The sequence below is a fragment of the Aliiroseovarius lamellibrachiae genome (genome assembly GCF_018599245.1).
GTDB lineage: Bacteria > Pseudomonadota > Alphaproteobacteria > Rhodobacterales > Rhodobacteraceae > Aliiroseovarius > Aliiroseovarius lamellibrachiae.
Window position 1 is genome coordinate 147,934 of record NZ_JAHEVJ010000002.1, and the last position, 22,072, is coordinate 170,005.

The 22,072-nt window shown below is 59.5% G+C and carries 26 protein-coding genes; 18 read left to right on the forward strand and 8 right to left on the reverse strand.

Translation table 11 applies throughout. The features are described 5' to 3' along the window. Positions 1-75: 75 nt before the first annotated feature. The gene (locus KKW20_RS04120) at positions 76-1,089 is read right to left on the reverse strand and encodes a phosphatase PAP2 family protein (RefSeq protein ID WP_214566313.1); all 1,014 of its coding nucleotides are present in this window, start codon (positions 1,087-1,089) and stop codon (positions 76-78) included. Positions 1,090-1,210: 121 nt separating this feature from the next. On the opposite strand from KKW20_RS04120, the gene greA reads away from it, so the two are divergent. From greA to KKW20_RS04135, 3 genes are all read left to right on the forward strand, one after another. Beyond that, positions 1,211-1,681, forward strand: coding sequence for a transcription elongation factor GreA (greA, locus tag KKW20_RS04125; RefSeq protein ID WP_214566316.1), 471 nt, complete (start codon positions 1,211-1,213; stop codon positions 1,679-1,681). A 142-nt stretch (positions 1,682-1,823) separates the two neighbouring features. Next, positions 1,824-2,819 (forward strand): hypothetical protein, encoded by a 996-nt coding sequence (locus tag KKW20_RS04130; protein WP_246534442.1) that lies wholly within the window; start codon positions 1,824-1,826, stop codon positions 2,817-2,819. Between the two features lie 98 nt (positions 2,820-2,917). Continuing rightward, a complete protein-coding gene (locus KKW20_RS04135; protein WP_214566320.1) occupies positions 2,918-4,165 on the forward strand; it encodes a flavin-dependent oxidoreductase in 1,248 nt (415 codons plus the stop codon). 99 nt (positions 4,166-4,264) lie between these two features. On the opposite strand, the gene KKW20_RS04140 is transcribed toward KKW20_RS04135, so the two are convergent. From KKW20_RS04140 to KKW20_RS04155, 4 genes are all read right to left on the reverse strand, one after another. Beyond that, positions 4,265-7,624: an efflux RND transporter permease subunit gene (locus KKW20_RS04140; protein ID WP_214566322.1), complete on the reverse strand. Its 3,360-nt coding sequence runs from the start codon at positions 7,622-7,624 to the stop codon at positions 4,265-4,267. Between the two features lie 3 nt (positions 7,625-7,627). Continuing rightward, positions 7,628-9,079: an efflux RND transporter periplasmic adaptor subunit gene (locus tag KKW20_RS04145; protein WP_214566324.1), complete on the reverse strand. Its 1,452-nt coding sequence runs from the start codon at positions 9,077-9,079 to the stop codon at positions 7,628-7,630. A gap of 97 nt (positions 9,080-9,176) precedes the next feature. Then, on the reverse strand, positions 9,177-9,731 hold the full coding sequence (moaB, locus tag KKW20_RS04150) for a molybdenum cofactor biosynthesis protein B (protein ID WP_214566325.1): 555 nt from the start codon (positions 9,729-9,731) through the stop codon (positions 9,177-9,179). A gap of 114 nt (positions 9,732-9,845) precedes the next feature. Continuing rightward, the gene (locus KKW20_RS04155) at positions 9,846-10,640 is read right to left on the reverse strand and encodes a uracil-DNA glycosylase (protein ID WP_214566326.1); all 795 of its coding nucleotides are present in this window, start codon (positions 10,638-10,640) and stop codon (positions 9,846-9,848) included. 268 nt (positions 10,641-10,908) lie between these two features. Between KKW20_RS04155 and KKW20_RS04160 the strand changes: the two genes are divergently transcribed. From KKW20_RS04160 to KKW20_RS04205, 10 genes are all read left to right on the forward strand, one after another. Beyond that, positions 10,909-11,874 (forward strand): aspartate carbamoyltransferase catalytic subunit, encoded by a 966-nt coding sequence (locus KKW20_RS04160; RefSeq protein WP_214566327.1) that lies wholly within the window; start codon positions 10,909-10,911, stop codon positions 11,872-11,874. Beyond that, a complete protein-coding gene (locus KKW20_RS04165) occupies positions 11,871-12,461 on the forward strand; it encodes a hypothetical protein (RefSeq protein ID WP_214566328.1) in 591 nt (196 codons plus the stop codon). The genes KKW20_RS04160 and KKW20_RS04165 overlap by 4 nt, the downstream gene beginning before the upstream one ends. Next, complete coding sequence (locus KKW20_RS04170) at positions 12,454-12,909, forward strand: hypothetical protein (protein ID WP_214566330.1); 456 nt, start codon at positions 12,454-12,456, stop codon at positions 12,907-12,909. Before KKW20_RS04165 ends, KKW20_RS04170 begins: the two co-directional genes overlap by 8 nt. Then, positions 12,902-13,354, forward strand: a complete 453-nt coding sequence (locus KKW20_RS04175; protein WP_246534443.1) for a hypothetical protein — start codon at positions 12,902-12,904, stop codon at positions 13,352-13,354. The genes KKW20_RS04170 and KKW20_RS04175 overlap by 8 nt, the downstream gene beginning before the upstream one ends. 15 nt (positions 13,355-13,369) lie before the next feature. Beyond that, positions 13,370-13,804, forward strand: coding sequence for a hypothetical protein (locus tag KKW20_RS04180; RefSeq protein WP_214566332.1), 435 nt, complete (start codon positions 13,370-13,372; stop codon positions 13,802-13,804). A 148-nt stretch (positions 13,805-13,952) separates the two neighbouring features. After that, positions 13,953-15,224 (forward strand): dihydroorotase, encoded by a 1,272-nt coding sequence (pyrC, locus tag KKW20_RS04185; RefSeq protein ID WP_214566334.1) that lies wholly within the window; start codon positions 13,953-13,955, stop codon positions 15,222-15,224. After that, on the forward strand, positions 15,211-15,696 hold the full coding sequence (locus KKW20_RS04190) for a GNAT family N-acetyltransferase (RefSeq protein ID WP_214566336.1): 486 nt from the start codon (positions 15,211-15,213) through the stop codon (positions 15,694-15,696). Before pyrC ends, KKW20_RS04190 begins: the two co-directional genes overlap by 14 nt. 23 nt (positions 15,697-15,719) lie before the next feature. Further along, complete coding sequence (gene plsY, locus KKW20_RS04195) at positions 15,720-16,325, forward strand: glycerol-3-phosphate 1-O-acyltransferase PlsY (RefSeq protein ID WP_214566338.1); 606 nt, start codon at positions 15,720-15,722, stop codon at positions 16,323-16,325. Positions 16,326-16,462: 137 nt separating this feature from the next. Next, positions 16,463-16,918, forward strand: coding sequence for a DUF805 domain-containing protein (locus KKW20_RS04200; protein WP_214566340.1), 456 nt, complete (start codon positions 16,463-16,465; stop codon positions 16,916-16,918). A 148-nt stretch (positions 16,919-17,066) separates the two neighbouring features. Next, on the forward strand, positions 17,067-17,495 hold the full coding sequence (locus KKW20_RS04205; protein ID WP_214566342.1) for a DUF805 domain-containing protein: 429 nt from the start codon (positions 17,067-17,069) through the stop codon (positions 17,493-17,495). Between the two features lie 6 nt (positions 17,496-17,501). Here KKW20_RS04205 and KKW20_RS04210 read toward each other — a convergent pair whose 3' ends face one another. Next, on the reverse strand, positions 17,502-17,756 hold the full coding sequence (locus KKW20_RS04210; RefSeq protein WP_214566344.1) for a DUF167 domain-containing protein: 255 nt from the start codon (positions 17,754-17,756) through the stop codon (positions 17,502-17,504). A gap of 84 nt (positions 17,757-17,840) precedes the next feature. On the opposite strand from KKW20_RS04210, the gene KKW20_RS04215 reads away from it, so the two are divergent. The 5 genes from KKW20_RS04215 (at position 17,841) to KKW20_RS04235 (ending at position 21,304) form a co-directional block, all read left to right on the forward strand. After that, positions 17,841-18,947 carry a class II histone deacetylase gene (locus KKW20_RS04215; protein ID WP_214566346.1) on the forward strand — a complete coding sequence of 369 codons (1,107 nt, stop codon included), beginning with the start codon at positions 17,841-17,843 and terminating at the stop codon, positions 18,945-18,947. A gap of 93 nt (positions 18,948-19,040) precedes the next feature. Beyond that, complete coding sequence (locus tag KKW20_RS04220) at positions 19,041-19,199, forward strand: hypothetical protein (RefSeq protein ID WP_214566348.1); 159 nt, start codon at positions 19,041-19,043, stop codon at positions 19,197-19,199. A gap of 141 nt (positions 19,200-19,340) precedes the next feature. Continuing rightward, positions 19,341-19,919: a nitroreductase family protein gene (locus KKW20_RS04225; RefSeq protein ID WP_214566353.1), complete on the forward strand. Its 579-nt coding sequence runs from the start codon at positions 19,341-19,343 to the stop codon at positions 19,917-19,919. A gap of 3 nt (positions 19,920-19,922) precedes the next feature. Continuing rightward, complete coding sequence (locus tag KKW20_RS04230) at positions 19,923-20,612, forward strand: EI24 domain-containing protein (protein ID WP_214566354.1); 690 nt, start codon at positions 19,923-19,925, stop codon at positions 20,610-20,612. Between the two features lie 65 nt (positions 20,613-20,677). Then, positions 20,678-21,304 carry a 2OG-Fe(II) oxygenase family protein gene (locus KKW20_RS04235; protein ID WP_214566355.1) on the forward strand — a complete coding sequence of 209 codons (627 nt, stop codon included), beginning with the start codon at positions 20,678-20,680 and terminating at the stop codon, positions 21,302-21,304. A 78-nt stretch (positions 21,305-21,382) separates the two neighbouring features. Here the strand turns inward: KKW20_RS04235 and KKW20_RS04240 are convergent, their stop codons facing one another. Then, positions 21,383-21,658: a DUF1467 family protein gene (locus KKW20_RS04240; protein ID WP_214566356.1), complete on the reverse strand. Its 276-nt coding sequence runs from the start codon at positions 21,656-21,658 to the stop codon at positions 21,383-21,385. Continuing rightward, the gene (gene mce / locus KKW20_RS04245; protein ID WP_214566360.1) at positions 21,658-22,062 is read right to left on the reverse strand and encodes a methylmalonyl-CoA epimerase; all 405 of its coding nucleotides are present in this window, start codon (positions 22,060-22,062) and stop codon (positions 21,658-21,660) included. Before mce ends, KKW20_RS04240 begins: the two co-directional genes overlap by 1 nt. Positions 22,063-22,072: the final 10 nt, after the last annotated feature.

Consider the following 22,072-nt stretch of genomic DNA (forward strand, 5'->3'; position numbering starts at 1 on the left):
TCGTTAGCCCGCCACTCAAGCAGGGTCAATCACTACACGGCGTCATTGCTTGAGAAAGCAAAACTTCTGGCGGTTTTAAGACAATGTTTGCGCTGTCACCGACTTGGACGATGCGGCGAGGTCTGAAACTTGGGGGGTCTCACTGCGCTTCTGCGCCCGGCGACGTAGGAATGCCCACAGGGTGGTGATCGCGAGAATCGAAAAATACCCGTCCACCGCGTAATGCCAGCCCTGATAAACCGACAGGAACTGATAGGTGCAGGCGATCCCGATTGAGAGCGGCAGGAAATAGCGGTGCCGCTCAAAAAGATACAGCGAAAACACCGTGGCCATACCCACATGTACCGACGGAAAGGCCGAAATGCCCGACCCCACCTGTTGCGCGCCGCTTTCATATGCCACCCAAAGATGGTCAATCAAACGCCCGACCCCACTTGTGGTGATCTGTGCCTGCTCAAGCCCGCTCACCAAGGCGGCAAAATATTCGCCGCCATAGAGCCGGTCAAAATAGACAGGCCCCGCCGAAAGAAAGCTGAGGGCAACCAGATTGCCCAGCCCGACCCATGTGAACATATAAAGCAGGATGAAACGCCTTGTGCGCGCGGCATCTGTGTCGAACATCGCAAGCAGAACCGGCAAATACATCGCAGGCAACAGCCAGGCATTATAGTAGATGTTGATGACGTATTTGATCGGGATCCACGCGGTCAAACGATGGGTCAGCACCCAGGGATCCACGCCAAAATGCAATATATTGTCCATCTTCACCATCAAAGGATCCGCCCAAAACGGTGTGATCATCGGCATGGTGGTCTTTAGAATCGTGAAATACGTGAAAAACGCAGTACAGATGAACGCGGACAGGATCGTGTTCGACAGACGTTTAACCAATAGCTTGCGATCGACCACCAGTGCGAACATCAAAAAGATCGGCACCAACCACCACCCAATCGCCAAAAAACTGGACAGCCCATGGGGGATCGTCGCCAGCATCTCGCTGATCAATGAAATCGGGTTGTCCCGAAACAGAAGTAAGACCACACTGCCGATCAGAATATAGATCAACGTGCCTAACGCAAATAATGGCATTGCAAACCGCTCGATTTTGCTTTTCTTTTATGTGCAATCTAGCGCCCAACCGGCGCTTTGCCTATACGTTTTTAAAAAGATCGCTTGGCGTCATGCCAGCACAACAGGACCACAGAGCTTTATGGACAAGATACCGTTGACCCGCGCGGGCCACACCGCGCTCAGTGAAGAATTGAAAACGCTCAAATCCATTGAGCGTCCCGCCATCATCGAGGCGATTGCCGTCGCCCGTGAATTGGGCGACCTGAAGGAAAACGCGGAATATCATTCGGCGCGTGAAAAACAGGGCTTTATCGAAGGGCGCATCAAAGAGTTGGAGGGCGTCTTGTCGCTCGCCGAGGTGATTGATCCGCGCAATATGTCCGGCACCGTCAAATTCTCGGCCACCGTCACTCTGGTCGATGAAGACACCGATGAAGAAAAGACCTATCAGATTGTGGGCGAACCGGAATCTGACCTCGAAAGTGGGAAACTCAACATCAAATCCCCCCTTGCGCGCGCTTTGATTGGCAAAGAAGAAGGCGATAGTGTTGAGGTGCGCACGCCCGGTGGAGAGCGCGCCTATGAGATTTTGAAGATCGAATTTATCTGATCTCAGATGTGATGATGATGCGGGCCGGGGGGTTGGTCCAAAGGCAAGGGCCAAGGGTAAAAGCATGCAAGCGAACCATCAGGACCAACAGCCAACACCAGGCACCTCTGTCGATACAGGCGCCCCGCGTCCCGTGCCAAATATGCCCGAGCCCCCCCAACAAGGAATCAGCAACGGTGAAAAAGTCGGCCTGATCCTGTCAGGTCTCTGGCTGTTTGCCTGTGCGGCGTTTTTTATCGTCTTGGGCGGCGGGGGCACCGCAGACAGCGATCCGTTGCGGTTCGTGATGACAATGCTTGCGATCTTTATGCCCGTGGCCCTGATCTGGGTGGCGGTGGCCGCCATGCGGTCCGCCCGGATCATGCGCGATGAAAGCGCGCGCCTTCAGGCCGCCATCGACGGAATGCGCCAGACCTATTTGCAAGGGCAACAATCCGGCGCCGGCCACGCCCCGTCGCAGGTTGAAAAGAAACTGGATGAGATCGCGCAGGTCAGCAAAAAGACCGAAACGGCGCTGGCGACCTTTACCTCGATCCGTCCCGGCGGGGTGCAAACCGACCAGGCGGCAACGCCCGCGATGACGCCAAACCCGGATGCAGGGTCGACGCCCATGGCCGCCGATCAGGCCAGCCTCGCGCTGGGCACCCCGGTCGAAGATCTGGTACCACCCTTGTCGATCGAAGATTTCATCAAGGCGCTGCATTTCCCCGAAAATGAAAACGACGCAGACGGCTTTCGCGCCCTACGCCGCGCCTTGGCCGACCGTCAGGTGGCCGGGCTGGTGCAAGCCGCCCAGGACGTGCTGACCCTGATGTCGCAAGACGGGATTTACATGGATGACCTGCGCCCGGACCGCTCAAAACCCGAGGTGTGGCGCAAGTTTGCCGCCGGCGAACGTGGCCGTGCGGTGGCCCCGTTGGGCGGTGTGCGCGACCGGTCCTCGCTTGCGCTGACCGCCGGACGGATGCGCCAAGACCCGATTTTTCGCGACGCCGCCCACCATTTCCTTCGCAAGTTCGACCAGACCTTTTCCGGGTTTGAGAAGAACGCCTCTGACGCTGATATCGCCGAGCTGTCGGACACGCGAACCGCGCGCGCCTTTATGCTTTTGGGCCGGGTCACAGGCACGTTTGACTGAGCTTTCCCAAGGCGCCCTCTGCGCTCTCATGACACTTCCCTTGCGGTGAAAAGCCGATAAACTGCGCGAAAGCATGGCGCAGGGAAGAGGGAATTCATATGACCGTATTGATTGCAGGGGCCGGAATTGCGGGCCTAAGCCTTGGGCTGACACTCCATCAAATCGGCATCCCATTTCGCATCTTTGAGGCGGTGCGCGAGGTCAAACCGCTTGGTGTTGGCATCAATCTGCAACCGACCGCTGTGCGTGAATTATACGAACTGGGGCTTGAAGATCTGCTGGATGAGGTGGGCCTGCCCACGCAGGATTACGGGTTTTACACCCGCACCGGGAAAAAGATCTGGTCCGAACCACGCGGACGGGCGGCGGGCTATCACTGGCCGCAGTATTCGGTGCATCGGGGCCTGTTTCAGGTGGCGCTTCATGACGCTTTGGTGGCTCGCGCGGGGGCTGATTGCATCGTCACCGGCGCACGTGCTGTGGGCTATGAAAACACACCGGACGGCGTGACATTACAGCTGGAAACGGCGGATGGACCACGTACTGAGGCTGGGGATCTGTTGATCGCCGCCGATGGCATCCACTCTGCCCTGCGCGCGCAAATGTACCCAACCGAAGGTGCGCCGATTTGGGGCGGGGCCGTGTTGTGGCGTGGCAACACGCGGGCGCGCCCGTTCCTGACCGGGGCGTCCATGGCGCTTGCGGGCAACGATTGGCAACGCTTTGTCAGCTATCCGATCACACGTCCTGACGCGGACGGGATGGCCACGATCAACTGGATTGCCGAGCTGAAATACGACGCGGACGCCGCGTGGAAAAAAGAAGATTGGAATCGCCGCGCCAATTTGGACGAGTTCTTGCCACTGTTTGAAGGCTGGACCTTCGACTGGCTTGATGTGCCTGACCTGATCCGCCGGGCCGAGACCGTTTATGAATACCCGATGGTGGACCGCGACCCGGTGCCCACATGGCTTGATGGGCGCGTGGCGTTGATCGGGGATGCGGCCCATGCGACCTATCCGGTGGGGTCCAACGGTGCCAGCCAAGCGATTGTGGACGCCCGCGTTTTGGGCGCCATGATGCAGACCCAAGGGGCGACCCAAGCGGCCCTGACCGCCTATAACGACGAACTTTGCGGCCCGGTCAGCAAGGTGGTTCTGGCCAATCGCGGCTCTGGTCCCGATGCGATCATGCAGATGGTCGAAGACCGCTGCGAGGGGGATTTCTCGCGCATGGATGCGGTGATGTCCGAGGCGGAAAAGGCCGAGCACGCCGCCAAATACAAAGCCCTTGCGGGGCTGAGCATTGACGCCTTAAACGCCCAACCCCCGCGCATTACGGTCTAGGGCGTGTTGCGTTAAATCGGACCCAAAACGCGCGGCCTATGGCGGCGCTCAAACGCGCTTTTTGCGACATTCTGAAGTCAGCAAACCGCAACACGCTGTCTAGGATCCGCGGCTGCCCGCGGGACGCCACATCGCAAAGGCAACGAGGTATGCCAAAAGCGCCAGCACAAAGCTGGCGGCCACAAAGGCACCAATCGCTTTGAGCGTTGCGCCAAAGGCAATGAACCCGCCGACACCCGCAAGGATCATCGCAAGGCTCACCAGCCCCATCAGGATCACCGGCCCGCGCACCGCCCGGTGGCCCCGTGCGCGCAACATGCGCTTAAGCGCCGCGACCATGCGTGCCACATCTGCCTGCATCGCCACCAAAGCGGGCACCACCAACAGCACAAGCACCATGCCGAACCCAAGACCGTAGGTCAGGGTGATCACCGTGGGCTTTAGAAACTGCGCCTGACGCGAGCTTTCATACAACAGCGGCGCAAGCCCCAAAACCGTGGTCAGCGTGGTCAGCATCACGGCCCGTAACCGATCAGACGCGCCGTCAATAATCGCAGGGACCAACCCCCGATCCCGCGCGTGTTCGTCAATGGTTGTGACCAGCACAATACTGTCGTTGATGATGATCCCGGTCATGCCAATCAGACCCACAACAGAAAACATCGACAGCGGCACGCCCCAGTTGACATGGCCAATAATCGCCCCGACCAGCCCAAAGGGAATGATCGCCATCACCACAATCGGCCGTGTCCAGCTTGAGAAAATCCAGGCGAGCGTCAGGTAAATGCCCAACAGCACAAGGATCAACCCGGTGCGCGCGTCCGACAGAAATTCGTCTTGCTGCTCTGCCAGCCCGCCAACCTGAAAGGCAATGGCGTGGTCTTCGGCCAGTTTCGGCAGGATCTCTTCGCGCAGGGTGCGGGTGATTTCCTCGGCCCGCGCGGGGTCTGTTTCGTCCACATCGCCGGTGACATTGACCAGACGGATGCCGTTTTCACGCTCGACGGATGAAAACCCCGTGCGCGTGCGCACCGACACCAGATCCGCCAGACTGACATAATCGCCCGCCTGCGTGCGCATCTGCATGCCGTCCAGAAAATCCGCCGTCAGCTCATTTTTCGGCAGCTCCACCCGGATGGTCGCGGTGCGCACACCGTCGGGAAAGGTTGCCGCCTCAACGCCGTTTAAGCGGTTGCGCAAGACGCGCCCCAGCCCGTCGATGGTAAAGCCCAAGGCCTGGCCCTGTGGGGTCAGATCAAGGATCAGCTCGTCCTTGTCATAGGCCATGCTGTCCTCAACCGCGGACACTTCGGGGTAGCGTTGCAAACTGGTTTTCAGCGCTTCTGCTGCGGCCTTAAGCGTGTCGCCATCGGCGCCATAAAGCCCGACATCCAGTGCATCCCCACCGGGGCCATAGCGCGATCCGCGAAAGGCGAGGGTTTCCAGCATGGGATGGCGCGCCACATTTTCCTGCAACGCACGCACAAAGGTCGACGCGCCATAGGGCCGCAAATCCGCATCGGTGAGTTCGATCAAAATCGCCCCCAAAAGATCGGTGTCTTTTGCCTCAACCCCCGACAGGCCGCGCCCGGAATTGCCGCCGATTTGCGACAAAACATAGGCGACGGGCGGGGCGTCATATTCGGCCTCAAACGCCTGCGCGGTGGTCTCAACCGCCTCTTGCGCCAGCCGCATCATTTCGGCGGTGTCGTCGCGTGTGGCCCCTGACACCATGGCGAAATTGGCGGTGACAATGCTTTGCTCGGGCGCGTTGAAAAACCGAAATGTCAGATCACCGCGGATGAAAATCGCAACTTGGGACGCGAGCAGGAGGATCACCGCCGCCATCACCGGATACCGCCCCTTCACCACCCAGTGCATCAACGGGCGAAACCCGCGTTCGCGCACAAACCGAAACCCCTTATTCACTTGGCGCGATGGCCAATCATACCAATGTTCCTTGGCCGTGTGCGTTAAGGCATGGGCCATGTGATGGGGCAGGATCAGAAAACATTCGACCAGGGACGCGGCCAACACCACAATCACCGTGAACGGAATATCGGCGATCATATCGCCAAAGCGTCCCCCAATGGCCGTCAGCCCGAAAAATGCGATCACCGTGGTCAGTGTGGCGGAAAATACCGGTGGGAACATGCGTTTGGCCGCATTTTCAGACGCTTCAATCGGGCTTTCCCCCAGACGTCGCGCCCGGTGGTCGGCATGTTCGCCCACCACAATCGCGTCATCGACCACAATGCCCAGCGTGATGATCAGCGCAAAAAGCGAAATCATATTGATCGTCAGCCCGGACATATACATGAGGAAAATCGCCGTGGTCATCGCCACCGGAATACCCGCCGCCACCCAAAGCGCCGTGCGCGCGTTCAGGAACAAAAACAGCAGGATCAGCACCAGCGACAGACCCTGCAAGCCGTTTTCCATCAGCATTTTGATCCGCGCGGTGATCAATTCGGACCGCGTGCGGATCAGCCGGATTTCAACCCCTTGCGGCAGGCTGCGCAGCATCTCTTCGCGCACCGCTTCCACCTCGGCCTGAAGCGCAATGGCATCCCCCGCGGCTGAGCGTGAGATGTTCAGCGCCACAGCCGATTGATCGCCGACGAAATACGACCGGTCCCGGTCGATGCCCCGAACGTGCACCGATGCCACGTCGCCCACCCTCAACGAGGATCCATCCGCATTGGCCCGCAACACGATGTTTGCGATCTGATCGGCGGAGCGTTTCGCCTCGCCGGTGCGCACACGCGCCGCACCCGACGCCACATCGCCCGCCGGATCGGTGGACACCTCTTCGCTGATCGCGCTGGCAATCTGCGCCATGGTCACGTCATGCTGGATCAAGCTGGCGGAGGGCACCTCGATCAAAGTTTCAGGCGCCACCACGCCGCGAATGGTTGTCCGGGTCACGCCGCGTTCAAACAGACGCACCACCATTTCATCGGCAAAGCGCCCCAATTGATCAATGCCAACCGGGCCGCTGATCACCAGATCGGTCACAGAATCGCGCCACGCGCCCCGCCGCACGGTGGGTAGATCCGCATCTTCCGGCAGGGTGGTGATCGCATCCACAGCGATCTGAACATCATCCGCGGCACGCCCCACATCCCAGCCGGGCTCAAAGTCCATCACAATGCGCGCACGCCCCTCGGTGGCGCGCGAGGACACCTCTTCCACGCCGTCCACGGCCAGCAGGGAGGGTTCCAAAACCTGAATGATGCCCGCGTCCACGTCTTCTGCGCCCGCGCCTTGCCATGTGACCCCAACGGTGACGGTTTCAATCACCACATCGGGGAAAAACTGCGCCCGCATCCGTGGGTAGCTGACCAACCCCAGCGCCAAGAGGACCACCAACAACAGGTTGGCGAGCGTGGCGTGGCGGGTGAAATACGACAAGATGCCATCCGCGTGTTTGATGGGGGTGAGGGCAGGACCTTTCATGGATCAGCCCCCCATCCGCGATTTGATCCGGGCCAGACTGTCGGCGGGCATTTTCCCTGCGTCCACCTGCTTTAAAATCCGCGCTTTGGCGTCCTCGGCCATGCGGGTGTTGCTGGCCACAAACGCCCGGATCTTTTCCTGGTCTTCGGGGGCTAAGGTCACCATTTCCGGGGCTTCGGGCATGGCACCGGCGCGCACCGGTTTGACCTGAATGCCTGCGCCCAATGTTGGCGTGCGCTCTGCCACAACCTCGCGACCATTCAACCCGTTCGCGCGCACCAAAATGTCGTCACCTTGGCGGCGCAAAAGCGTGACCGGGGCGTCTTCCAAGCGATCCCCATCGCCCAAAATCAGCACCGTGCTTTGGGTGCCAAGCGCGCTGGCGGGCAGCCGGGCAACATTATCCAGCGGCGGTTCCGCCACTTCAACAACCACAAAGTCACCGGGGCGAAACCCGGTCGCGCTGTCCAACGTGGCAAAGATCAACCGCCCGGTTTGCCCATCGCCAACATTTGCGCTTTCTCGCGCGATTTTGCCCGTGGCAATCAGGGACGCCCCGGCTGTTTCCAACCGGATTGTCACAGGGGATTTCGCAAGCGTGCCATCCGCGTCCAACAGCCGGGTGTATTGCGCGGTGGACAGGCGAAAGCTGACCTCAAGCGTGGATGGATCCACAATGCGGGCCAGTTTTTCATTGGCGGTGACAACCCCACCACGCAGGGCGGTCACATCGCTGAGCGTGCCTGCAAACTCCGCGTAGATCTGTGTTTCATTTAACCGACGCCGCGCCTCGTCCAGCGCAATTTCACGCCGCGACAGGGTGGCGGCGGCGGTGGACACACGCGCTTTGGCGGTGATCACCGATTGGCGGCGCGACAATACCGCCTGTTTCGCGGCGGCATCGGCAAGGGCGGCGTTTTCCACGGCGGCCTCTGTGCCCACACGGCGCGCGACCAAATCTTGTTGACGTTTCAAGGCGGCGGCGCGCAAATCGGCCTGCGCGCGGGCATTTTCCAGATCATCACGCGCCAGTTCCAAAGCGGCTTTGGCATCCCTCCCATCGGCAATAGCCTGTTCCAGATCGGTCTGCGCCAATTTCAATGCCGCCTCAAAATCGCTGGGATCAATGCGCAGCAAAAGCTGGCCTTTGCTGACCTGCCCGCCGGTTTCAAACCCCTCTGCCAAGTCCACCACCGTACCGCCGGTGCGCGCGCGCACATCCAGCGCGCGGCGCGCGGCCAACTCGCCAAACACTGACAGGACCGGCACTTCGCGGCCCGCCACGTAAGGGATCACATTGGCCGAAAACACCCGTTCGCGCGCCGACGGCTTGGCGCTGTCGCGCTCGGCCCGCGCCTTAAACGCAGATGAGATTTGCAAGCCCGCAAGGGCCAAAAGACCCAAAGTGGTGGCAAGCAGGAAAAGCCCGGTCAGGCTGCGGCCAAGAAAACGCATGTGATAACTCCGTAACGACACCCCCATCTTGCCTGCCTGCGCGGCAGAGGCAAGGCACGGATGGTCACATCTGTTAGGGATTATACGCGCGCGCGTATTATTTCCGTCGTTTATGTTCGTCCAAACGCGGGAAAATTTCGACGAAATTGCAGGGGGGGTGGCGGTAATCCAGTTGGTGCACAAGGATCTCGTCCCACGCGTCTTTACACGCCCCGGTGGAGCCGGGCAGCGCAAAAAGATAGGTGCCATTTGCCACGCCGCCCGTGGCGCGCGATTGCACGGCGGAGGTGCCGATTTTCTTCATCGAAACGATGGTGAACACGGTGCCAAAAGCGTCGATCTCTTTTTCATAAACATCGCGGTGGGCCTCGACCGAGACATCGCGCCCGGTCAGCCCCGTGCCGCCGGTGGAAATCACCACGTCAATCTCAGGATCCAGCGACCAAGCGCGCAGCTGATCGGCAATTTCACCCCGTTCATCGCGGATGATTTTGCGATCGGCCAGAACATGCCCGGCGCCCTCAAGCCGTTTGACCAATGTGTCACCCGAGCGGTCTTCGGCCAGGCTGCGCGTGTCGGAGACGGTCAGAATGGCGATACGCACCGGGATAAACGCGCGCTCGGCGGCGGTGGTTTCAGAGATGTGGGACATGAGCGTGCCTTTTCGGGATGGCTGATCGAAAGTGTGTTGGGACACCAGTGGCAGAAACGCGTGCCGGCGCCATGATGTCGGTCAAGTTGGGCGGGCAAACGCGTGGGAAACGGGTCAGATGAACGCGCGCAGTTTGGACTGTAACGCCAATAAATCCGCCCAAGCATCGCGTTTGGCGGCGGGATTGCGCAAAAGATAGGCGGGATGGAACATCGGCAGCATGGGTTTGCCCCAATGGGTTGCCCAGCCACCGCGCATCCGGGTGATGCCGCGTTTGCCCAGCACGGCTTGGCACGGGGTGTTGCCCATCAGGATGATCACTTCGGGGGCGACCAGTTGCACATGGCGTTCCACAAAAGGCACCATCATCGCCATTTCCTGCGGGGTTGGTTCGCGGTTTTGCGGCGGGCGCCAAGGCATCACATTGGTGATGTAAATTGCGTCTTTGGACAGGGGGGCGTCGCGGCCCATGTTGATTGCGGCAAACATCCTGTCCAACAGCTGACCAGCGCGGCCGACAAAGGGCTTGCCGGCGATATCCTCGTCCCGGCCCGGCGCCTCGCCAATGACCATGACGCGGGCGGCGGGGTTGCCATCAGCAAACACCGTGTTGCGCGCGCCTTTTTTCAACTCGCAGCCATCGAAATCTTTCAGCGCGGTGTGCAGCCCAACGAGATCCGAAGCCCCAGCCGCGGCCTGTTTGGCAAGCGCGACATAGTCGACCTCCACCTCGGCCACGCGACCGGGCATGACGGCGGGACCGGTGGGTTTTACGGTTGCGGGTTTGGGCTGTTTGGCGACCAGTTCATATCGGTTGACCGGCGCATCACAAATGGCCTCGGTCACCCCAAGGTCCACTTGCCATTCCAAAAGCGCGCGGGCGCTGTGCCAATCTTGTGCCGATTCCATGAGGGGTAAGGTACGGGGCTGGGGGGGCAAGGACAATAGCGGGTGATTGGTGGGGCTTGACGGAGATCAATACCGGAATACTAGTTTTCTAGTTTTCTAGTTTTCTAGTTTTCTAGTTTTCTAGTTTTCTAGTTTTCTAGTTTTCTAGTTTTCTAGTTTTCGCACCTCCGTGCCTCCCGCCACCCCGCGACGCATTGCAGGATGGACGCCGCGTTCCCACAATCCTATAACGGCGCAACACTTGCCCACGCCCGACCGGAGGTCCGCCATGACATTTCGCCAACGCCATCTTTTGGGCATCGAAAACCTGCACCCAGAAGAGATCAAAACCCTCTTGGATCTGGCCGATACCTATGTCGATCTGAACCGGTCACAGGTCAAACGCTCCGACGTGTTGGCGGGGCTGACGCAGATCAATATGTTCTTTGAAAACTCGACCCGTACGCAGGCCAGCTTTGAAATTGCGGGCAAGCGCTTGGGGGCGGATGTGATGAACATGGCGATGCAGGCCAGTTCGATCAAAAAGGGCGAGACGCTGATTGATACGGCGCTGACGCTCAACGCGATGCACCCGGATCTTTTGGTCGTGCGCCACCCGCATTCCGGCGCGGTGAACCTTTTGGCGGAAAAGGTGAATTGCGCGGTGTTGAACGCCGGGGACGGCAAGCATGAACACCCCACACAGGCGCTTTTGGATGCGCTGACGATCCGCCGCGAAAAAGGCCGCTTGCACCGGTTGACCATCGCGATCTGCGGCGACATTGCGCACAGCCGTGTGGCGCGATCAAACCTGATCCTTTTGGGGAAAATGGAAAACCGCGTGCGCCTTGTTGGTCCCCCCACCCTGATGCCCAGCCAGATCGACCAGTTTGGGGTCGAGGTCTATCACGACATGGAAGAGGGCCTGAAAGACGCTGACGTGGTGATGATGCTGCGCTTGCAACGCGAGCGTATGGACGGCGGGTTTATCCCCTCGGAACGCGAGTATTATCATCGCTATGGGTTGGACGCCGAAAAGCTGGCCAACGCCAAAGATGACGCCATCGTCATGCATCCCGGACCGATGAACCGCGGCGTGGAAATCGACGGCACCATCGCCGACGACATCAACCGATCCGTCATTCAGGAACAGGTGGAAATGGGCGTGGCGGTGCGCATGGCCGCGATGGATCTTTTGGCGCGCAACCACCGGATCATCCGTGCAGAACAAGCGGAAAAGGGCGTAATGGCGTGAGCGCGTCTGACTGGGACGGTATTTTGCGGAACGCTGAAACCGTGCTCTGGCAAGGAAAGTCGGATGACGGTGTGTTTCTAGAAGCTTCTCGGCGCCTGACGTTTTTCACCACTGCGGGTATGTTTGTGATTGGGCTCTTCATGGCCATCGCGGTATTGGTCATGTCAAGCGGTCAGAAAAACGGGCCTGATTGGGTGTTTGCCCTGTTCTTCTTTGTGTTCCTTCTGTTTTCCGGCGGCCTTGCGCTCGGCCAGCTTTATTGGCCGGCTTATAAGCGGCGGCACACCTTTTACACGCTGACCAGCCAGCGAGCCATTCTGGGGGTGGATCTGCCGTTTGGGTCAAGACGTTTGCAAACCTATGACATCAACGCGGATCAGGCCTATGAATACCGACCGACTGCGCCCGGCGCCCCCGGATCAATTGTGTTTGAGTATCGGTACTCCGGCATCAGGGTGAACAAAATCCCCCAGACATTTGCGGTGGGGATGATGTATGTCCACGATGTGGAAACCGCATGGAATAAGTTGCGAGAGGTGCAGCGGAACTTGACCCAGAAGAGACCTGAAAGGGGTGCAAATGCCTAAACGCGAGGCCAAAGAATGGCTGGAAATGGACCCGGATGAGGTCTTGATCCTGCGCGGGGTTGCCGGGCGCAGGTCCGCGATCCGCTTTGCGGTGCTGACCACGCTGGGATCCACCGCGATCTACGGCGCGTTGGGGACATTTGTGGGGCTTTTCAGCTGGGTCATGGTGCCGGTCTTTGCCGCGATCTTCTTTGCGCTTTTTGCACTCTTTGCGCTGGGCCTGCGCCACCAAGGTGACTGGGCGCTGACCGATCGTCACCTGTACCTGCGCAAAAACCTCCGCTTTTCCCGCGATGCCATCACCCATGTCAAAACCGGCGAGCGTGGCGTGATTGTTTCCCTGTCGAACAACGGCGCAGTCGCCACCCAACGGCTGGATTGCGACACGCCCAATTGCCCCACCCCGGCAGCACTTGCCGATGAGATTAGGACATCCCTTGATGGCTGACATGATACTTGAACCCCGGCTCGAAGATCAAAAGACCCCAGACCTGAACCCCGGCGAAGAGGTCATCGCCCGGTTCCAAGGCAGCCTGCGCACCTATGTGAAAGAGCATGTCTTGCTGGCGGCCTTGGGATCGGTCCTGATGGTGGGCGTGCTGATCTATATGGGCAACCCGCATGCCTGGACCGGCGTGGTCGGCGCGGTTGCAGCCATCGCCGTGCGCGGGCTTTATGTGGCGCGTGAACAGCTTGGCTTTGTCTGGACCCTGACCAACCACCGGCTGATCGGCCCCACCGGATCTGGCATCCTGTTGGGCAACATTGAAAAGGTGAACACCCTCTTCACCGCCGCCCAAGTGGTGACCATCGGGGGCGACAAATACATGCTGAAATACCAAGCCGACGCCAAAGACACCAAAGCCCAGATCGAACAGGCCTGCGCGCGTTAATTGGGGGGGGCGTAAATGCGGACGGGGGCGCAAATCACCAGCCTTGCCCTTGTTGGTGCTGCAATCGCCGTATCTGCCACGTTTTCGCACCACATTTGGGTTGGCGGCGTGTCGTTTGGATTGATTGCCGCGGGTCTTGCTCTGGCGATTGGGCCGCTCACCTACCGCTTCCTGCAACACCGAAATGTGATCTACACCCTGACCAACAAACGGGCCCTGATCTCACGCACAATGCTGGGGCCGACGGGGTGGGTGGATACCGATGGTTGGGCGTTAGAGCATGACATCCGCCCCACGCCTGATCTGGGCGACATTGGTAATCTCTGGTTTGCCGAAGAACCACATCCCGATGGGCGGCGAACAATTCGATTTGGCTTTCGTCACATTGCACAGCCCCAACAGGTGGCGGGTCTGATGCAACAGGCCATCAAACGGCGAACCGAAGAATGATGCCCCCTCCTTCCTCTTTCCAGAAATATCCCCGCCGGAGGCTCCGCCCCCTCCACAGCCGCCACGCAGAAACTGACAGTGGAAACGCCCGCCAAAACCGATTAGGACATTGGCAAGCCACGCGCCCCAGACCGGAATGAGAGATAACATGACCACTTTCACCAACGCCCGCCTGATCAACCCCGAAACCTATGAGGATGCGCTGGGCAGCCTGACGGTTGAGGGTGGCGTGATCACCGCGATCAACGCGTCCCCCAAAGGGGATGTGCCCAAAGATGACGTGATCGACTGTGGCGGCAAATGTCTGGCCCCCGGCCTCATCGACGTGGGTGTGAAAATCGGCGAACCGGGGGAACGCCACAAAGAAAGCTTCCGATCAGCGGGGGCGGCGGCGGCGGCTGGCGGTGTGACCGCCATGGTCATTCGCCCTGACACCACCCCGGCCGTGGACACCCCCGAAACGCTGGCCTTTACCGCACGGCGCGCGGGCGAGGTGGCCCCGGTGAACGTGGTCCCCTTGGCGGCGCTGACCAAAGCGCGTGCGGGGCGCGAGATGGTGGAAATGGGCTTTATGCTCGATGCCGGCGCCGTGGCGTTCACCGATTGCGACCATGTGGTCACCGATCCCAAAGTCTATTCCCGCGCGATGACCTATGCGAAATCCTTGGGCGCGCTTATCATCGGCCACCCGCAGGATCCCACCCTGTCCAAAGGGGCGGCGGTGACGTCCGGAAAATTCGCGTCATTGCGTGGCCTGCCAGCCGTGTCGCCCATGGCCGAACGCATGGGGTTGGAGCGTGACCTTGCGCTGGTTGAAATGTCCGGCGTGCGGTATCACGCCGACAACCTGTCCACGGCGAAATCCTTGCCCGCGCTTGCGCGTGCCAAAGCCGCCGGATTGGACGTGAGCGCCGGGGTGAACATCCACCACCTCTGTCTGAATGAACTCGACGTGGGCGACTACCGCACGTTTTTCAAACTGAAACCGCCGCTGCGCTCGGAAGATGATCGTTTGGCGATGATCGAGGCGGTGGCGTCCGGCCTGATCGACGTGGTGTCGAGCTTTCACACCCCGCAGGATGAGGAAAGCAAACGTCTGCCGTTTGAAGAGGCGGCGTCTGGCGCTGTGGGCCTTGAAACCCTGCTGCCTGCTGCGATGCGGGTGGTGCATTCCGGGCTGATTGACCTGCCGACCATGTGGCGCGCGCTGTCGCTGAACCCCGCCAATCTGCTGGGTCTGCCCGGTGGACGGCTTGCGGTCGGTGCCCCCGCAGATCTGGTGCTGTTTGACCCGGACGCGCCCTTTGTGCTTGACCGGGCGACGCTGCGGTCAAAATCGAAGAACACACCCTTTGACGGTGCCCGCATGGAAGGCCGCGTGATTGGCACTTGGGTTGCGGGCAAGCATGTGCACGGCTGATCCCATTCGCCCGGCCACGGCATCTGACCTTGCGGCGATGAACGTGATGGTCCTGCGCGCCAAGGCCCATTGGGGGTATGACGCTGACTTTATGGCCGCCGCCACGGATGAGCTGACCCACAGTGCCGATGAGCTTGGCGACGATCTGGTGGTCTGGGCGAATTCGCTCGCGGTGCTGGGCATGGCCAAAGTTTCGGTGTCCGGAGAGATGGCGCAGCTCGACAGTCTTTTCATTGATCCCAAGGGCATGGGGCAGGGCATTGGGGCGGCGCTGTTTCGCTGGGCCGCCACACGCGCGCGGGACCAAGGCGCCAACGTGATGCGCATTGACAGTGACCCTTTTGCCGAGGCGTTTTACCTGCACATGGGGGCCATTCGCGTGGGCGACGTGCCGTCAGGCTCCATTCCCGGTCGCCTGCTGCCGCTTTTGGACTATGCCCTTGACCAACCCACCAAAGCGCCGCAAAGCTGAACGCAAAAACAGGACAGTTCTTCATGCCAGATTTTACGTCGGCCCCTTTGGCCCTGATCCTCGTGGCGGTGCTTGGCTATTTGCTGGGCTCAATCCCCTTTGGCATCGTGATGGCGCGGCTGTTTGGGTTGGGCGATTTGCGCCAGATCGGATCGGGTAATATTGGCGCGACAAATGTGCTGCGGACGGGCAATAAAGTCGCGGCTTTTCTGACGCTGATTGGCGATGCGGGCAAAGGCGGGGCGGCGGTGTTGATTGCACGCATGATGCTGGGCGAAGACGCCGCGCAAATCGCCGGTTTCACCGCTTTTCTGGGGCATTGTTTTCCAATTTACCTTGGCTTTAAAGGCGGCAAAGGGGTGGCGACCTGGTTGGGCACTATGCTGGCGCTGTCGTTTCCCGTTGGCCTTGCGGCTTGTGCCACTTGGCTGGTGGCCGCCGGTTTGTTCCGCATCTCAAGCCTTGCGGCACTGATCGCCGCGGCCCTGTCACCGCTTGTGGCGATCTTGTTGGGGCAGGGCGGCCTGACGGTGTTGGCCTTGGCCCTCGCCGCGCTCATCTTTATCCGACACAGCGCGAACATCACCCGCATTCTGGCGCGCACAGAGCCGAAGATCGGCAAGAAATAAGCCGTTTTATCGTTGATTTACTGCCGCACTAAGGCCAGCCTATACGCAGGAATACGCCAATTTGCCCCGCCGGTTGACCTGCCACTTTCAGGCGGTTCCGCGGCGAAAGAAGCTTTGAACAAAAGAGGATGTGACCCATGGATTTCCAAACCGCAGTCAAAACCTGTTTCTCAAAATACGTGACCTTTTCAGGCCGCGCCGCGCGGTCGGAATTTTGGTGGTTCATGCTGTTTGTCTGGGTGGCTCAGTTGATTTTAACCGTGGTCGACAGCACCATGTTTGGCACCGTCACCACCACCGAGGGCGGGTTTGAGGCCTCCACCAATACGCCGGTCCTGTCGGGGCTGTTTGCGCTGGTGACCTTTCTGCCGACCCTCTCGGTGATTGTGCGCCGCTTGCACGACAAGGGCCGCACTGGCTGGTGGTATTGGATCGCTTTGGTGCCATTGGTTGGTGCGTTGTTGTTGCTTTTCTGGTTTGTGACCGAAGGCACGCGTGGCGCCAACAGCTATGGCCCCGATCCCTTGGGCGATCTGCCGGATGATTTTGACGATGGCTATGCCCAATCGTCGATCCCGCGCGTGGGGGACTGATCCCGGCGTGCGGCCACGGTATGTGCATCCCCGGACGTGCATAACCGAATAATCGCGCAAAGGAACGCCGACCCGCGCCTTCCCCTTTTTAACGGCACCCCGGTCCCCTATATCCGGGGTGTCCCTTTTCGTAATGGAGCATTTCTCAATGGATTTTCAAACCGCAGTCAAAACCTGCCTGTCCAAATATGTCACCTTTTCAGGCCGCGCCGCCCGGTCGGAATACTGGTGGTTTAGCTTGTTTCTCATTGTCGTCACCATCGTGCTGTCGGGCGTCGATTATCTGGTGTTTGGTATGGGAGAGATCTTTTCTCCGCTGTCTGACCTGTTTAGCCTGGCGACCTTTCTGCCGGCCATCGCAGTGACGGCGCGCCGGTTGCACGATATTGATCGGTCCGGCTGGTGGATGCTGATCGGTATTGTGCCAATCGTCGGCTGGATTTTGATGATCTATTGGCTGGTGATCCAAGGCACCGATGGTCCGAACCGCTTTGGTCATGACCCGCTGGGCACCCCCCCGTATGGCGATGATGATGGCGACTATACCCAATCCTCTATCCCCAATGTCGGGTCTTAAGACGCCTTAATCGACCCGAAACACCTTGTCGCGTGACGTGGCCCCATGGGTCAGCGTCAGGCGTGATTTGGAAAGGCCCAAGGCGGTGGACAAAAGCTTTACCACCGCCTTGTTGGCTTTGCCGTCTTCGGGCACCACGGTGACCAAGACCTTCAATCCCCCTTCCACCTCTTCCACCACATTTCGCGACGCCTTTGGGGTCACGCGCACCGCAAGGGTCGTGCCGGGGATCGCGAGGTGAGAGAGGGCGCCTTTTTTCATGCCCCCTTGGTGGCCGATTTTGCTGGACGGGGCAAGCCCGGCGGGTAAGGTCGTGGCAACAAACGCGGTGAAACGGAGCGAGAGATGAGCACGGGATTTTTCTGGGACGAACGCAGTTTTTGGCATTCCGGCGGCAATTACGCGGGCAACCTGCCGGTGGGCGGATTGGTGCAACCTTTGGCGGCCGGCGGCTTGCCGGAAAGCCCGGAAACCAAGAGGCGGCTCAAGAACCTGATCGACGTGACCGGTCTGTCGAAAGATCTTGTGACCAGATCTGCGCCGGAAGCCGACCGCGATATGCTTGCCCGTGTGCATCCCACCGCGTTTCTGGACGACTTTAAACGTGTGTCTGATGCGGGTGGCGGCGAGCTTGGCTTGCGCACCCCGTTTGGCCAAGGCGGGTATGAGCTTGCGGCGCTGTCGGCGGGGCTGTCTGTGGGGGCGATGCGTGCGGTTTTGACGGGCGAGCTGACAAATGCCTATGCGCTGTCGCGCCCGCCCGGCCACCATTGCCTGCCTGATTTTCCCAACGGATTTTGTCTGCTCGCCAATCTTGCCATCGCGATCCGCACCATGCAGGCCGAAGGGCTGGCGCGTCGTATTGCCGTGCTGGATTGGGACGTGCATCACGGCAATGGCACCGAGGCGGTGTTTATTGAGGATCCCAACGTGTTGACCATTTCGATCCATCAGGAACGCAATTATCCGATCGACACGGGGGACGCGGATGTGCGCGGGATCGGCGCGGCTGAGGGGACCAATATCAACGTGCCGCTGGCGCCCGGCGGTGGGCACCGCACCTATCTTGAGGCGATGGAGCGGATTGCGCTCCCCGCCATCCGGGCCTTTGAACCTGAGATCATCGTGATCGCCAATGGCTATGATGCCGCGCTGATTGACCCGCTGTCGTGCATGCTCGCCACCGCCGACACCTTTCGCCAGATGACCAAGATGGTGAAAGACCTGGCCGGGGATATTTGCAACGGCCGCCTGATGATGGCGCATGAGGGCGGGTATTCCGAGGTTTACGTGCCGTTTTGTGGCCATGCGGTGCTGGAGGAAATGTCAGGATCCAAGATCACCGCCCCCGACCCCTTGGCCGAGACCTTCGCCGCCCGTCAGCCCAATGCCAAAATGGACGCCGTTTTTTCCGCGCATTTGGCAGAGCTTGCGGGGTATTTTGGGATTTAGAGGTTAGGGGCGCTGCCCCTCGCGCGGCAAGCGCGCTCACCCCGAGGTATTTGTGGCAAGAAAAAGGGCGAGGATTTTGAAGGTCGGAGTTCTGTGTTTATGAAGAAAAATGGGTTTTGGTTTCGGTTTTTGGGTCTGCATTTGCTGGATGGATTAGGTTCGATGGTGAAGGTTTTGCTCGCAGCAATGGGAATTATCGCGATGATGATTGTATTGCGGGTGCTTTTTCACTTTGTCACAGGCGCTTTTTAACTTTGCGTATTACGTGAAGCGGAAAAAACAGTATGTAAATCGGCTTTACATCTTGACGTGAGCGGTGCGAGATACGACATGACACAAAAGCCAGTCGCATCTGCGGCCAAGCCAGCAGAGTGCTGACCAGAAAGACGATTTATGCCTGAACGTAATGACGCCGCCCTTGAATTTTTGCTGACCCGCCGCTCGCGCCCGGCCAAAACGCTGACCGGGCCGGGCCCAATGCGCGACGAGTTGATGCCCATCCTGACGGCGGCCGCGCGCACGCCGGATCATGGCAAGTTGGAGCCGTGGCGGTTTATCGTGGTTGAAAAGCCTGCGTTGGAGCGGCTGGGCCATCAGGTCACTGCGCGCGGCGAGGCCTTGGGCATTGACCCCGCCAAGATCACCAAAGAACGCCACGCCTATGACACCAGCCCTTTGGCGGTTGTGGTGGTCGAAAGCCCGAAAGCATCTGACAAAGTGCCCGCGATTGAGCAGACATATTCGGCGGGGGCGGCCTGTTTGGCGTTGCTGAATGCCGCGCTTGCCAGCGGTTGGGGGGCCAATTGGCTGTCTGGTTGGGCGTCGTTGGATCGGGATTTCATCCGTGACGGCTTTGGTCTTGAGGATCATGAAAGCGTGGCCGGCATCTTGCATATTGGCACCCAAACCGTGGCCCCGCCCGAACGTCCGCGCCCGGATGTGGACGCAATTACCCAGTGGATAAAGGACTAACAGATGTTTTTTGACGATTTCTTTCGCGCATTGGGGCAATTGGGCGACAGGCGGTTTCGCAAGGTTCTGTGGAAAGGGCTTGGTCTGACCGTTGGGCTGTTAATCGCGATCACCTGGGGCATGACCACGCTGGTTGGGTTTCTGGTGCCCGACGTGATGACCCTGCCGTTTGTGGGGGAAATCTCGTTTGTTGGTGGGCTGGCGATGGGCCTTGCCGCCTTGGTTATGGTCATCCTGTCCGCCGTGTTGATGGTGCCTGTCGCGGGCGCTTTCACCGGGCTGTTTCTGGACGAAGTGGCCGACGCGGTTGAGGCGCGCCATTACCCGCATCTTGCCCCCAACGCTGAACAACCCCTGACCGAAGCCATCCGCGAAAGCCTTGGGTTTTTCGGCGTGATTGTTGGGGTGAACCTTGTGGCGCTGATCCTGTTTTTCTTTGTGGGGCCATTTGCGCCGATCCTTTTCTGGGCGGTGAATGGATACCTTCTGGGGCGCGAATATTTCGTCATGGCCGCAATGCGCCGGATGGAACGGAAAGAGGCCAATGCGCTGCGCAGTCGCAACACCCTTCAGATCTGGATTGCCGGCACGTTTATGGCGATCCCATTGTCGATCCCGCTGGTGAACCTGATTGTGCCCATCTTGGGGGCGGCGACCTTTACCCATATGTTCCACCGGCTGGCGCGCAGCTAACCAGACCGAGAAGGTAGACAAAATGCCCCCTCGCGCGGGCGCGCGCGCTGGGCTAAACAAGCGCCATGTCACAGATTGAATCGCTCTTTGCCACCCGCCTTTACCGCGCCGCCTTGTCCGAATTGGGCAAACCGGTGGACGCAGACGAACTCGAAGCCTCCTGCTGGGCCATCGCCGAAGATGACGAAGCGGGCCAGAATTGGTGCGAGGAAAACGGATATCCCGGCTACACCAGCTATGCGTCTTTGGACGATTTGCCCTGGCGCTTTCCGGTGTTCAAAACGCTGAAAAAAACGCTCAATAAACATGTCGCGGCGTTTGTTGAAGATCTGGAGTTTGATCTGGGCGGCAGTAAGCTGAAACTCGATAGTCTGTGGATCAATATCCTGCCCCCCGGCGGCACACATGCCAGCCACATCCACCCCCATTCAGTGATTTCCGGCACCACTTATGTGGCGATGCCGGGGGGGGCCAGCGCAATCAAATACGAAGATCCGCGGTCCGCCCGGATGATGGCCACCCCGCCGCGCCTGAAAACCGCGCGCCGAGAGAACCAGCCGTTCATCTATGAGGCCCCAAAAGTCGGGGATGTCCTGTTGTGGGAAAGCTGGCTGCGCCACGAAGTTCCGCTGAACATGGCCGAAGAGGACCGCATTTCGGTCAGCTTCAATTACAGCTGGGGCAAGCCCTGATCCACTTGTAGGCTGCAGATACAAAAGGGCGCAGATCGGCATATCCGACTGCGCCCTTTTTACGTGTACGGGATGGGTTTATTCCGGCGTATCCAACCGGTTGAACCAATCAATATCCTCAATGGTGATGATGCCAGAGACGATGATCCCGGCGACAATCGCCCAGACAATGGTGCCCCAGATGGTCACGATCAAAAAGGTGCGCCCCAGTTTGAAATTGGCAGGTGCACCCGCGTGGGTGCCGGGAACGATTTCGCCTTCATCGCCTTGCGTGCGAAGGCGGATGGGCAGGGTGACAAACATGGTTACAAACCAGATCACCACATAAAGGACAAGGGCGGCTGTGATGGTCATCAGACTTGTTCCAACTCAACCAAAGTTCCGTTGAAATCCTTTGGATGCAGGAACAAAACCGGCTTGCCATGTGCGCCAATCTTTGGCTCGCCCGTGCCCAGAACCCGTGCGCCCGAGGCTTTCAATTTGTCGCGTGCGGCGATGATGTCATCGACCTCATAACAGATGTGATGAATGCCACCGGCTGGGTTTTTCTCAAGGAAGCCCGCAATTGGGGAACCCTCGCCAAGCGGATACAGGAGTTCGATTTTCGTATTTGGAAGCTCGATGAACACCACGGTCACCCCATGATCGGGCTCATCCTGCGGTGGGTTTACCTTGGCCCCCAATGTGTCGCGATATTGCGCAGCGGCCGCGTCCAGGTCTGGCACAGCGATGGCGACGTGGTTCAGGCGTCCAATCATGTCTCTCTCC